11 protein-coding genes and 1 pseudogene are annotated in these 13608 nt (G+C 60.6%); 2 read left to right on the top strand and 10 right to left on the bottom strand.

Annotated elements, in window-relative coordinates:
- Positions 1-85: 85 nt before the first annotated feature.
- From WN982_RS28270 to WN982_RS28240, 7 genes are all read right to left on the bottom strand, one after another.
- Entirely contained in the window at positions 86-2044 is a 1959-nt protein-coding gene (locus WN982_RS28270) for an aconitase family protein (protein ID WP_341318880.1), read from the bottom strand.
- A 101-nt stretch (positions 2045-2145) separates the two neighbouring features.
- Positions 2146-3048, bottom strand: coding sequence for a LysR family transcriptional regulator (locus WN982_RS28265; protein ID WP_341318879.1), 903 nt, complete (start codon positions 3046-3048; stop codon positions 2146-2148).
- A 182-nt stretch (positions 3049-3230) separates the two neighbouring features.
- A complete protein-coding gene (locus WN982_RS28260; RefSeq protein ID WP_341318878.1) occupies positions 3231-4109 on the bottom strand; it encodes an ABC transporter permease in 879 nt (292 codons plus the stop codon).
- Positions 4106-4957 (bottom strand): ABC transporter ATP-binding protein, encoded by an 852-nt coding sequence (locus WN982_RS28255; protein ID WP_341318877.1) that lies wholly within the window; start codon positions 4955-4957, stop codon positions 4106-4108. The genes WN982_RS28260 and WN982_RS28255 overlap by 4 nt, the downstream gene beginning before the upstream one ends.
- A gap of 70 nt (positions 4958-5027) precedes the next feature.
- Positions 5028-6080, bottom strand: coding sequence for an ABC transporter substrate-binding protein (locus WN982_RS28250; protein WP_341318876.1), 1053 nt, complete (start codon positions 6078-6080; stop codon positions 5028-5030).
- 46 nt (positions 6081-6126) lie between these two features.
- A complete protein-coding gene (locus WN982_RS28245; protein WP_341318875.1) occupies positions 6127-7035 on the bottom strand; it encodes a TauD/TfdA family dioxygenase in 909 nt (302 codons plus the stop codon).
- Positions 7036-7272: 237 nt separating this feature from the next.
- On the bottom strand, positions 7273-8757 hold the full coding sequence (locus WN982_RS28240) for an MFS transporter (protein ID WP_341318874.1): 1485 nt from the start codon (positions 8755-8757) through the stop codon (positions 7273-7275).
- A 305-nt stretch (positions 8758-9062) separates the two neighbouring features.
- Here WN982_RS28240 and WN982_RS28235 point away from each other — a divergent pair.
- Positions 9063-9465: pseudogene (locus WN982_RS28235) on the top strand (DDE-type integrase/transposase/recombinase); the annotation flags it as partial.
- A 56-nt stretch (positions 9466-9521) separates the two neighbouring features.
- Here the strand turns inward: WN982_RS28235 and WN982_RS28230 are convergent.
- Positions 9522-10280 carry a hypothetical protein gene (locus tag WN982_RS28230; protein WP_341318873.1) on the bottom strand — a complete coding sequence of 253 codons (759 nt, stop codon included), beginning with the start codon at positions 10278-10280 and terminating at the stop codon, positions 9522-9524.
- Positions 10281-11140: 860 nt separating this feature from the next.
- Here WN982_RS28230 and WN982_RS28225 point away from each other — a divergent pair.
- Positions 11141-11413 (top strand): DUF4148 domain-containing protein, encoded by a 273-nt coding sequence (locus WN982_RS28225; protein ID WP_341318872.1) that lies wholly within the window; start codon positions 11141-11143, stop codon positions 11411-11413.
- A 117-nt stretch (positions 11414-11530) separates the two neighbouring features.
- Here the strand turns inward: WN982_RS28225 and WN982_RS28220 are convergent, their stop codons facing one another.
- Positions 11531-12925, bottom strand: a complete 1395-nt coding sequence (locus WN982_RS28220) for a heavy metal sensor histidine kinase (protein ID WP_341318871.1) — start codon at positions 12923-12925, stop codon at positions 11531-11533.
- Positions 12919-13602: a heavy metal response regulator transcription factor IrlR gene (gene irlR, locus WN982_RS28215; protein WP_341318870.1), complete on the bottom strand. Its 684-nt coding sequence runs from the start codon at positions 13600-13602 to the stop codon at positions 12919-12921. Before irlR ends, WN982_RS28220 begins: the two co-directional genes overlap by 7 nt.
- Positions 13603-13608 lie beyond the last annotated feature (6 nt).

Here is a 13608-nt window from a genome sequence, read left to right as displayed (position 1 = left end):
CGGGGCCGGTCTGGTGCCGGCCTTTCGTACCCTGCGCGCGTCACGCGCGTTTCACGATACCGGAGCCCAAGGTCCGGCCAGCATTCTAGCCGCGTGTGCGCTTCAATTGTTCGAAGGTGGTAATTTTCCCGGCCAGCGCGCTCGCCGCGACCGTGTACGGACTCGCGAGCCACACATTGCCCGGTCCCGAACGGCCGGGGAAATTTCGGTTGATCGCGCTGATCGTCACCTCGTTCGCATTGGCGGACTGCCCCGGTCCGCAGTTCGCGCACGAGCCGCAGCCCGGCATCACGAGCGTCACGCCGGCGCGCTCGAATACCGGCAAATAGCCTTGCTCGTCGCAATACGTGCGCACCGCCATCGTGCCGAATTGCAGGAACAGACGCTTGCCGTCGGGCACCCGCATGCCCTGCTCCACGCCCCAGCGCAACACCTCATGATAGAAGTCGAAGTCTTCGCGCTTGCCCGCGGTGCATGAGCCGCCGTACGCGATATCGATGGCGACGTCCTGCTCCAGTTGCGGCGCGGGCACGCCGTTGCCCGGATCGCCGGGACGCGCGAGCATCGGCTCGATTGCGGTGGCGTCGATGCGGATCGTGTCGCGATAGGTCGCGCCCACATCGCTTTTCATCCAGTTTTCGAGGACGAAATCGACACCGCGCCGCTCCTTCAGAAACGCCACGGTGCGTTCGTCCGGCTCGACAATGCCGGTGAAGCCGCCCAATTCCGCGACCATGTTGGTCAGCGTCCCGCGCTCGTCGATCGACATCGCGCGCACTGCTTCGCCGCCGTATTCGAACACCAGTCCGATCGCGCCGCCCGAGCGGATCGCATCCATTTGCAACAGATGCAGCACGACGTCCTTGGCGGTCACGCCGTCGCGCAAGGTCCCGTCGATTTCGATGCGCAAGGTTTCCGGCACTTTGCAGCGCACGTAGCCCGTCACCCAGCTATTGGCGATTTCCGTTGCGCCCGCACCGAATGCGAGACAGCCGAGCGAACCCGAATGAGGCGTGTGCGAATCGGTGCCGCATGCAACCTGCCCCGGCAACGCGTACTGCTCCGCCATCAGCGCATGACAGATGCCTTCGGAACCGGGCGTGCCGTCGAGCGCGCCATGCGAGCGCACCGGATAGTCGCGCGAGAAGGACGTATGCCCTTCCATCAGATTGGCGACGCCCGGCAGCAAACCGTCGCGCACGTGCGGAATGCTTTGCGCGGCGAGCACCAGATGGTCCTGAAACGCGATGATGTGATCCGGCGCATGCAACGGCGCGGGCTTGCCGAACGCGCGATGCATCAGATGCGCGCACATGCCGGTGAAGTAATCGTGGCTGAAGCGCCAGTCGGCGGCGATGAACACGCCGTCGCCGCGTTGCGCGCGTTCAATGCCCGGATGAAGATGCCGCTCGATGATCTTCTCCACCAGCGTTTTGCGCTCCGCCGCGGCATGCGTGCCAGCCGCGCTCATAACATCACGCACACGCGGCGCCGGCCAGTCCGCGAACTTGCTGTACGCAAGCAGGCCGCCGCTGCGAATGATCTGCTGCGTGAGCGCATCGCGGCCTTTGAGGAATTCGTCGATCGGCACCGCTTCGCCCGCGATCAGACGATCGAGCACCGAGAAATCGGTCGTGGTGAGAATGCCGATGTTGTCGCAGTTCTGCTGATAGATACGCTCGAAACTCTCCGCGACGATCAAGCGGATTCCCGCCGACAACTCCGCCAACGGACTCGATTCGCGCGAAGAACCCTTGCCGTAGCGCTTGCCCGCCACCGTCACCTGGAAGCCGCCGTCCCTGATCGCATTGCGGCCGATCGGCATGCGCTCGCCGGCCTTGAAACCAACGTAGGGATATTGGCCGAGGCGCTCGTCGTAAGTGAGCATCACAGTGACTGGCGTGATTTCGTCGGTGGAAACGTTATCGCGCAGCGCTCCGGCCGTGGCACGCGTGAAATTTTCGCCCGCGAGCTGCGCCTCGAGCACCGCGGGGTCTTCCGACAGATACAGCACGCGGCCGTCCAGACGAATCGTATCTTCCATTGCATTCTCCTTGCGCTCACTATAAGGCGCGCAAGGGCAATGCCGAAGTGCCGGTCCGGCAACGCTGACGTCTCGTTTGGCGAACGCTGCTGGGCCGCGCGCTACGGTTGGTTGCCGAGAAACCCCACCAGCGCCGCCGCGCTGGCGCTCAACTGGTCGCGGGCCTTGAAGATCATCACCAGACGCCTCGCCGCCCAGGCATCGCCGAGCGCCAGCAGGCGGACGTCGAGCGCATTCAGATAAAGCAGGCCGACCTGCTCAGGCACAATCGCGATGCCGAGCCCCGCGTGCACCATCCTGCACAATGCGTCGAGACTGCTGACGCGGATCTTCACGTCGAGCCGCCGGCCGGCGTTCGCCGCCTGCTGTGTGAGAAGCTGCGTCAGCGCGCTCTCGCTGCGCAGGCCGACGAAGCTATCGCCGAGCAGGTCGTCGAACGTCACGCGCGACGCGTCGGCCAGACGATGGCCGCCCGGCACCAGCACCGCAAGGCGGTCTTCCCGATACGGTACCTGCTCGAATGCCTCGCTGCCGGCCACCGCGTTGCAGATGCCGAAGTCCGCGCCATGCTCGTCGACGATACGCAGCACGTCCGCGCTGTTCTCCTCTTCCAGTTCGATCGACACTTCGGGAAACGCGCGCCCGAACGCCGCGACGTCTTCCGGCAAGAACTGCACGATCGACGACAGATTCGCCACCACGCGCACACGGCCCTTCGCGCCCGAAGAAAAGCGCGACAATTCGGCGCTCATCTGTTCGATGTTGCCGATGATCGCCTGCGCATAGCGCAGCACGGTCTCGCCGACCGGTGTCACCGTGATGCCGCGCGACTGGCGCTGTATCACCGGCAGGCCGATCAGCGCCTCGATCTCGGCGATGCGCCGGCTCACCGCGGAAGACGCGATGAACTCGCGTTCGGCCGCGCGCGCGATGTTCTGCTCCTGGCAGACGGCAACGAACAGGCGCAGCGAAGTGAGGTCGAGTTTTTTGAGGAGGTTTTCCATGGGGTTGCCGCGCTATGAAGGTCGAAACGACGGTCGCACTTTTGCGAGCAAGAATATCATTCGCGCGGAAGGTAGCGGCCCGAGGCGGAGCCACTGTCGATGACAGGCGGCGCTGAATGGAAAAGGGCGAATCCCACGATTCGCCCTTTCCCATCGCCTGCCCGCCTCTCCCACACTGTCTGCTAATGCTGCACACCCCAGCGCCGCACGGTGATGCGCTCGAGCGTATCGAACACCAGATGCTCGACCAGCAAGCCGATCACGATCACCGCCGCCAGCCCAGCGAAAACGCGATCCGTGTACAACTCGTTGCGATTCTGGAAGATGTACCAGCCAAGGCCACCGTTGCCGGAACTCGCGCCGAATACGAGTTCGGCCGCAATCAGCGTACGCCAAGCAAATGCCCAGCCAACGCGCAAGCCGGCGAGAATCGACGGCAACGCCGCCGGCACCAGAATCAGTAGGACGTGACGCAAGCCGGTCAGCCCGTAGTTGCGGCCCGTCATGCGCAGCGTCGCGGGCACCGACTGAAAACCGGAGTATGTATTGAGCGCAAGCGGCCACAACACCGAGTGCACCAGGACGAACAGCAAGCTGCCGGTCCCCAAGCCGAACCACAGCAACGCGAGCGGCAACAGTGCGATCGAAGGCAACGGATTGAACATCGCGGTCAGCATCGACAGGAAATCGCGGCCCACGCGTGTCGACACAGCCAGCGACGTCAACACGAACGCGAGCACGGCGCCCAGCAGATAGCCGCGCAACAGAACCGACATCGACACAGCGGTTTTCTGCAGCAGTTCGCCGGACCAGATACCTTGTACGAAGGCACTGAAGGTCGCGCCGAAAGTCGGCAACAGCAAATCGTTATCGACGGCGCGCGCGGCGATCTCCCACACGGCGATCAGCACCAGCGCAATCAACGTCTTGCGCAACCAGGCTTGCGCAAAAATCCGCTTGCCGAGCGGCAGCGGCGCTTCGAGCGCAAGTTCACCGAGCGGTTCGAGCGGACGTTCATACTCTTCGCGAACCGGCGGCAGCAAGGTGACGGGAGAACTCATTGCACGGCCTCCGTCTGCTCGAACAACAGGTGATGAATACGCGCGACGCCGCGCTGAAAATCGCTGCGCCCGAAACTGTCCTGCGAATATTGGTGGCTGTTGAGCTCGGCCCGCACACGCCCGGGATGCGGCGACAGCAACAGAATCCGGTTGCCGACCACGAGTGCCTCTTCGATCGAATGCGTGACGAACAGCAAGGTGAAGTTCACCTCTTCCCACAAGCGCAGCAGTTCCTCCTGCATCTTGCGGCGGGTGAGCGCATCGAGCGCGGCAAAGGGTTCGTCCATCAGCAGCACGCGCGGTTGCATGGCCAGCGCGCGGGCAATCGCGACCCGTTGCTTCATGCCGCCCGACAAAGTGTGCGGATAAGCATGAGCAAACGAAGCGAGACCCACCTTCTCCAGATAATGCAGCGCACGCTCGTTGGATTCCGCACGCGAGCGCTTTTTCGCTACGCGCAGCGGGAACGCGACATTTTGCAGAACCGTCTTCCACGGCGGCAACTGGTCGAACTCCTGAAAAACGACGATGCGATCGGCGCCGGGGCCACGTACGGCTTCGCCGTCGAGCGAGATGCTGCCCGAGCTCGGTTGAATGAAACCCGCGACTGCTTTGAGCAAGGTCGACTTGCCGCAACCGGACGGTCCAAGCAGCACGAAGCGGTCACCGCCGTAGACGTCGAAGCTCACGTCGTGCGTGGCGCGGACGATCCGCTCGCGGGTGCGGTATTCGAGGTTGACGTGCTCGACCGCGAGCAACTTTTCACTGGTCGCCGGGCCGTCCGCAAGCGGCGGACTGCCTGCTTGCTCAGCGCGGTTGGGAAACAGCAGCGTGGGATTAGCCACCATCAGATCGCTCCCTGTAAGCAGACCATACGGGCCGATGAATGTCTAGCGAAGTTGGAGAAAAACGCCATGATCAGCTTCCCGCCGCCGTCGCCGGATCGTCGAAGAAATAGTCCTTCCATGACTTCGGCTCGTTCCTGATCGCCCCGACGCGATACATGAACTGCGCGAGCCCAAGCGTGTTCTGCGGCGTGACCTTGAATTGCACTTGCGGATTCCTGATCACCTTCAGCAGCAGATCGCGGTCGATCTTCGATTGATTGGTACGGATGTAAATATCCGCAGCGGCATCCGGATTCGCTGTCACGAAACGCGCCGCGTCGGCCAGCGCATCGACGAATGCCCGGTAGGTCTTCGGATTGTCGTCGCGGAATTTCCCGGTTGCGTATAGAACCGTTGCCGAACTCGGGCCTCCCAGCACGTCATACGAGTTCAGCACGATATGCGCCTTCGGATTGCCGGCCAGCTCCTGCTCCTGAAACGGCGGATTGCCGAAATGCCCGGTGATTTCCGTGCCGCCCGCGATAATCGCCGCGGCCGCATCCGGATGCGGCAATGCCTGGGTGAGCTTGTCGAGCCGGTTGTAATCCTTGTCGCCCCAGCGTTTCGCCGCCGCGTATTGCAGCACGCGCGATTGCACCGAGACGGTGACGGCCGGTACCGCGATGCGGTCCTTCTCGGAGAAATCGGCGATCGTCTTCACTTCGGGATTGTTGCTCACGAGGTAATACGGCAAATTGCCCAGCGACGCGACGCCCTTCACGTTCTGCCTGCCGTGCGTGCGGTCCCAGATCGTCAGCAACGGGCCGACGCCGGCGCCCGCGATATCCACCGCGCCTGAGAGCAGCGCATCGTTGACGGCGGCGCCGCCCGACAGCTTCGCCCAGTCCACCTTGATGTCGAGCCCCTGCTTACGCCCTTCTTTCTCGACGAATTGCTGATCGCGCGCCACGTTCAGCAGCAGATAGACAATCCCGAACTGCTCGGCAATGCGGATCTGTCCTTCAGCATGCGCGGGTACGGCTGCGCCGAAGCCGGCCGCGCCCATCGATAAGGTCAGGATCGTTGCGGTCAAACGGCGAGCAAAGGATAACCGCGCAGCGGTCGGGCGAAACTTGGCGAGCATCGGAACTCCGGTTAGCGTGCGATGGTTGAAGCGGGCAAAGTTGCCGTCAGAACGGCACATCGCCTTCGATAGTCGTGCGATAGAGCTTGCGGCGCAGATGGTCCGGCGTGCCGGCGGCGAGATGCATCAACGAACGGTTGTCCCAGAACACCATGTCGTGCTCGGCCCACTGATGCCGGTACAGATGCTCGGGACGCACGCTGTGCGCAAAAATCTCCTCGAGCAATTGTTTGCTCTCGTCTTCGGGCAGCCCGATCACGCGGGTCGTGAAATGCTCGCTGACGAAAAGCGCCTTACGCCCCGTCTCCGGATGCGTGCGCACGATTGGCTGCACCACCGGCTTCACTTGTGCGATCTGCTCGGCAGAAAGATTCGGCCGCCACGGGCTGCGTTTCTGCAATTCCGCGTATTTCGCAAGATACGTGTGCTCCGCCGAGCGCCCCCGCACGGCGCTGCGCAAATGCGCGGGCAAGGTGTCCCACGCGAGGTGCATGTTGGCGAACAACGTGTCGCCGCCTTCCGACGGCAATTCCTGCGCATGCAGCAGCGAACCCAGGCTCGGCTTTTCCTTGTACGACAGATCGGAATGCCAGTAATGCCCGGCATCGCCCAGACCGATCGGCCGACCGTTCTCGACGATGTTCGATACGACCAGCACTTCCGGGTAGCCCGGCAACTGGAATTGATGCAGCACATGGATCTGCAGCGGGCCGAAACGGCGGCTGAACGCGATCTGCTGATCCGGCGTGATGCGTTGATCGCGGAACACCAGCACATGGTGATCAAGGTGCGCGCGGCGAATGCGCGCGAAATCTTCGCTGCTCAACGGCTGGTTGAGATCGAGACCCAGCACTTCAGCGCCGACAGGGCCGCCGAAAGCGCGAATCTCGATACGCCGGGCTGGGCTAGCGTGGCCGGGATCGCCGGCCGTGGTGGATGCAATGGCAGTTGTCACAGGAAACGCTTCATCGAATCTGTTCGGAGGACGCCCACGAGGGCGCAGTCAGACGAATTTACCGGCGCACGGCCGCGACGACAACGAAGCAAATCCGATACGGTTATCTGCTGGAGTGATAAACCCGATGTTCTAACGCGACTCGGACGAATACGTCGACACAGGCTGCGCAGTACTGCCGGAAATCCAGGTATCGCGTCGGTCCGGGCAGGTCCCAACCAACAAATTTCGCTTTGCTCATTTGTCTGCCGACACCAGGTAATCTTCGCCGTCGATGTCGTAATTCGACGGCTCCCAGTGAATCAACGAAAGGAATAGCAGCGACGTCAGCGGCGCGATCGCGATGACCCAGAACACCTTGGTGCCGAGCGCCGCCGCCAGCACGGGGAACAGAAACAGCGAAATCGTCGATGCGGAGCGCACCAGCGTCTGATTGAAACCCACGCCGATACCGCGCAGCGAGGTCGGGTAGCTCAGCGACGCATAGGTCATCGAATGCGAGCCGGGACCGAGGCCCTGTCCGAACAGATAGCCGCCGAGCAACAGGATGGCCAGCACGACCAGGACGCCACTCCCCGGCTTGCCGATCAACGCAAGGCCGATCAGCGATACGAACTGCAACGAGAGCCCCAATACGGTCATCTTCCACGCGCCGACGGTCGGCGCGGTCTTCACGCCGATCAAGCCGCCGACGAACGCGAACCCCAGATTCAACGCCAATGCGGCAATGATCGTCGTAAGCGGCCCCTGATGGAAGAAGCTCGTGATGATCACCGGCAAACCGAAAATGATCGCGTTATATCCGAACGACGAGGCACTGCCGATCACGGCGGCGAGAATCGTGCGGCGCCGATACGTCGCGTTGAACAGCACGCCGTAGTTGCGCCACGACGCGGCGCGCGGCGCCTTGACCGGCGCAGTGCCGCGCTCCACCACGGCGTCGATGCCGTATGAACGCTTCAGAATCCGCGCGGCTTCTTCAAGATCGCCCTGATTGGCTGCCCAAACCGGCGATTCGCTGATATAGCGGCTGCGCACCAGAATGATCACGATCGCCGGGACCGCGCCGAACGCGAGCGTCAGGCGCCACAGCCAGCCAAGGTGCGCATCCGGCAAAATCGCGTAGAGCCCGAGGATCAGCAAATAGCAGGTACTGGTGGCCGCATACCACGCCGGGCACCACGCCGCGACACTGGCCGCCTTGTTGCCCTTGCCCGCCACGCGGGAAAACTCCGCGAGAAAAGCCATCGCCACCGGCAAGTCGAGCCCCACGCCGAAACCCATTAAAAAGCGCGCGCCGCCGAGCACCCATGCGTTCGGCGCGAGTCCGGCGGCGATCGCAGCGACCACGAAGAACAGCATGTCGGCCATGAACACCCGGTATCGGCCGATGCGGTCAGTCAGATAACCGCCGAACAATGCGCCGAGAATCGCGCCGAAAGTAATCGCCGATGACACGAAGCCGACCTGCACCGGGCTCAACGCAAACTGGCGGGCAATGTCTTTCACGCCGTATGCAAGCGAGGTCAGATCGTAGGCATCGAGAAACACGCCGCCTAATGCGATGGCGATCACCACCCGCGCATTGCTGCCTTTCGCGGCGCCCGCGTTGACGAGACGCGACACATCTTGCGCGGAGCGGATGATGTGGGAAGCGGAAGCACCGGCAGTGTGCGCGGCTGATGAGTCGATTGCGCTCGACGGATAGGCAACGGTAGACATGATATTGAGCTTCGCGTGAGGGGCAGAAAATCAGGCCATCCTAAAGGGCCTCGACACGCCGGCAAAACGACCATTTCAGATATGCAAATCAGCTCGATGCATGGAGCACGCGTGCCTATTTCATCAATGCACTTTGGGGAAACCGTGACGCTCGGCGAGCAGGTCCAGTGTTCGGGGCTTTGTCGCAATAAGGGACCTGCTATGCTGAAGTCCCGAGAACGAACGATCTGATCGATGAAGCAGAACCTGAATCCGGCTGTGGCGAAGGTGCTCAAGCGTCTGCACTATCCGCTCGATGTGATGCTGACCAAGCTGGCAACACGATCGATTTCCTGCTGCGAGCCCATCGTGACAAGGTTGCGGCCCGGTGCTACTTCGAGAAGGCGATTGCCCAGAACGGCGAGCCGGAGACCGTGACGATTGATAAAAGCGGATCAAATCTGGCGGCGCTACAGGCGCTCAACGCTGAACGCTGAATGTGAGGCGCCGATCAGGATCCGCCAGAAGAAGTATCTGAACAACGTCGTCGACCAGGACCACCGTGCCATCAAGCATCGCACCCGACCGATGCTGGGCTTCAAGAATTTCCGTTGTGCACGCATCATTCTGGGCGGCATCGAGTTCATGCACATGATCGTCAAAGGCCAGATGAAAGACAGTGGCATCGCGCAAACTCCCGCGCAGCAGTTCTACTCGTTGGTCGCGTGAGTAGTCCTTACCATACCGACATTTGTTTGACTTGCCTTCCTTATTGCGACAAAACCTTATCTATACCCCCCCTGCAGCAGAGTGCCCGTTGAATCGTGAACCCAAACTAGTGCGCCAGGGCATGCTGTCGAGCCTTGATCGGGCTCGGAAATCTGTCCGGCCAAAGTCCCACCATTGGCTACAGGGTTTGAAAATTTCACCTCATAGTATGGCCAACCATCAACATCGCACGTCAGTTTAAACGACGAATTATTCATAAGATAGTTTTCGACCCAAGAAACCTGGTTTCGAGACAAATTACCGGCCTCATTATCTACTGACCACTTTCCAATTACATCCACCCGACCTGTTTTCGTGTTTGTAACAGTTCCCGTCAAAACATTCCCATCTTTTTTGACATCTAGCTTGTACAAGGCCCCCAAAGTCGCCGGAACATAGATACGACACGTGGCTCCATCCGTGGAGCCGTCAGCGCCACCTTTGCAACTCGGATACAACGGTACCGTTCCTTTTCGGAAGCTACTGAATAAAACTCTAAATTGCATTTCTCCATCCGACGTATAAGCCGTGGGCTGCATTCCAATATATCCAATACCCCCACCGCCTGTAAATCCGAATTGGTTGGCAAAATAAAATTCATCGCGACTCGCTGTCGCGTTGACAGTTAACCCAAACGTTAAAATGGTAATTGGACTCCCTTTTGAGTCTATTTCCCAGTTCATGGTTGGTGTGCCGCCAAATGTGTAGCATGAAACAATACCCAGCACCAACCCCAAAATCGTCTTCTGGGTAATCCTGTAAAATTCGAGCTTCATACGTTCATGTCCCAAGGTGTAGTTCAAAAATCATCGCACACAGCCAACGCCCACTGGCGATTACTCACGCACAACTGTGTCTATTGACGCGAGAATGGCATCGCTATCGGCGCGGGAAAATACACAGGTGCGTCTTAACGTGCAGGTTTGGATTCCCACAGCGATGGCCGGCATAGTCCACCTGTTCGCCCGGCGCAAGGTCCGTCAACGCCTTCGTCTCCTGAACTCGGGGCGATGTGTCGCCAGCGACTATCGGCTTGCTGTCGGGCGTAGCACATCCGGCGAGACTTGCGACAATAACGGCCGCGAAGAGAGATTTCAACAAGAATACGCGCATGTTTCACCATGATGTGGAGGCGGACGGCCTCCCCGCAAGCGACCGCTTTCACGTTAGACGGGCAGCGAAACGAACAGCACAAGAGTGCACCTCGGCCTGCAAGCTGGTTCGGGAAGGAAAGGTCGGCGGTTGAGTGACCGCAACGACATCGAGAACGCATCCTGCTCCGCGGGCCCTGCGCCAACGTGACGCCAACGTGACGAAAATCTCATTTGAGCCCCGGACGTACCCACCTCCACTCAATTGCAAAAGTGAACGTGGCTTCATCCCGCAAGCAACCGTCGCAGGCAGGTAAGCACAAACAGCGTGGCTGCCAGGTTAGGCATGGCAGAGTCCGTTCAAGACAACGGCCTTTCGACCCTCTGACCGAGACGCAGGGGCTTATCGTGCAGGCGCGTCACCGCGGGTCGTTAGAGCGGCGAATCTGACATTTTTCCCATGTGGCGGTCACGATTGCGCACTGTCGGCTACTCATACTGGACGCCTGACTCGCCAACCGGTGGTCGTAACAAAGGAGATTCAAATGAAAGCTGCAAAACTCTTCGCACTTTCCGTGGCAGCAATAGTGTCTATTGGCGCAGCTTCCCAGGCGGCGCAGGCGCAAGGCAAGTCTCGCGAACAAGTTCGCGAGGAACTGATTCGGGCTCAGCATGACGGCGTGACACCAGTAAGCAAAACGCAGTACCCGCCGAACGCTGACACTATTGCCCGCAACAAGGAACTTCATGCGATTTTGAGGCATGCAGGCGAAACTGCGCCAACGGCCGACCATCATGACAGCCTCGCTGCTCGATAAACGTGAGCGCCGCCGGACGAAAGCCGCCCGGCGGCCTGGGCGCGATGTGCGTCAGCCTCCGCGCACGGTGACTGTCCGCCACAGGCGGGCAGCGGCGCCGTCAATGGTGCGGTTGGTTCAGGACTCGCGGCGCGGGAAGCGCAACCAGAAAGCTGTGCGAACGTGAGGCGCGCTCTCCACGCCGCATCGCCCTCCGTGGCTGTCCATTATTGACTTTACGATGGCCAGCCCAAGTCCGGTGCCGGAAGCCGAGTTGTGCCTGGACGGGTCAACACGGTAGAACCGCTCGAATATCCGAGTGAGATGTTGCGCTCCGATTCCGGGGCCGGTGTCCGATACGGCAATCGTTGTCGAGTCTGACTCTTCCCTGCAGTCAATCGTTATTGTCGACCCTTTCGGGGCGTGCGCGAGGGCATTGGATAGCAGGTTGCTCAGCGCGCGCTGGTAGAGAAGAAGGTCCGCGCAGACGGTACCGCTTCCCTTCACCTCAATTGTGACCTCGGCGTCCTGCGCCATCGACTCGTAATAGCCGGCGACGCGTTCTGCCTCATGGGCAGCATCCAGATTTCGCACAGACAGGGGCTCGTCGGTTTGCTCCGAGCGCGCCAGAAAAAGCATGTCCTCAATCATCCTGGACAGGCGTTGATATTCGTCGATGCTCGATTCAATGACATCCCTGTACTCTGCAGCGGTCCGGGTCTGCGACAACGCAACCTGGGCAGCGGCAAGCAGATTGGTCAACGGTGTTCGCATGTCATGGGCAAGATTCGACGAAAACTGACTTAACCGCGTGAACGATTCGTCAAGCCGCGCAAGCATGCCGTTGAACGCGTGGCCCAACTCCTTTAGTTCTCCGGATGCATCAAGCTCGGGCAACGGGTGCGCCAGGCGACTCGTCGACATTTCTTCCGCGCGGGCCACGAGGCGGCGAAGCGGACTCAGGCCCAGCATTGCGATGCCATACGCGAACGCAGCTGCCAGCATCACACCGAGCACTTCGATGATGACGATTGTGTACGCATACGCCCGCAGAAGAGCCTGGTCATTGGTCCCGTCATATTGAATCGCGACGCGAACTGACGGCCCGACCGCCCCCTCGAGTGGAACAGTCATAACCATGTAGCGGAGCCTGGAGCGCGCCGGTGTGAGACTCATCGGAGCGTGCGTCGTCCGGGTTGTCAGAATCGGGGCATATGGTCGAAATCCTGCCGTGCTCAGCAGGCGATTGCCCGCAATGTCATAGATGGCCAGGTCCATGTTCTGATGCCCATGCAACTGGTCTATCCACATCTCGGCATTGCGGCCAATGTCGTCTGTCGTCTGAATCTCGGTCAGATGCACCTGCAGCGAGGACATCGTGCCAGATATCTGCTCGGCCGATGTCGACTCAATACGGCTTCTTAGTGCTTCATAGAGGGCAAATCCGCTCACGGCGAGAATCGACGATGTCGACAGGATGATGAGCGCAGTCAGCCGTGCGCGGAGGGTTCGTGGAACCAGGCGCTTTAACAATTCCCACTGCCTCTCACTTCGAGCACGTACCCCATCCCCCTCACTGTATGAATGAGCTTGGGTTCGTAGGCGTCGTCAACCTTTGAACGGAGCCGCCTGATGGCCGAGTCCACGACGTTGGTATCGCTGTTGAAATTCATATCCCAGACCTGGGACGCAATGGTCGCGCGGGGCAGAATCTCTCCCTCTTTTCGCATCAGAAGCCACAGCAATGTGAACTCCTTCGCGGTCAATAGAACGGTATCGCCCTGACGTGTGGCCTTGCGCCGCGTCAGGTCGAGTTCGAGGTCCGCAACTTTGAGCATCGTCGACTCACCCGGCTTTCCGCGGCGGAGTATGGACCTCACGCGGGCAACCAGTTCGACAAAATCAAACGGCTTCGCAAGGTAGTCGTCTGCCCCGAGTTCCAGGCCTTTTACCCGGTCTCCTACATCGTCACGCGCCGTCAGAAACAGCACCGGAGTCGACCTCGAGCGCCGAAGATTTTGCAGCAGAGTCCAGCCGTCCTGCCCAGGCAGCATCACGTCGAGTATGAGGAGGTCATAGTCCTCCGTCTCGGCCTGATGCTGGCCGGTGATGCCATCTTCGACCCAGTCAACGACGTACCCAGCCTCCGCCAGGCCTTTACGAAGATAGACACCGGTCTTCGGCTCATCTTCCACTAAAAGAATCCGCATTGAACA

It is taken from the genome of Paraburkholderia sp. IMGN_8 (genome assembly GCF_038050405.1).
Lineage (GTDB): Bacteria > Pseudomonadota > Gammaproteobacteria > Burkholderiales > Burkholderiaceae > Paraburkholderia.
Note: the sequence above shows the minus strand (reverse complement) of the source record. Positions and strands in the feature narration are given on the sequence as shown.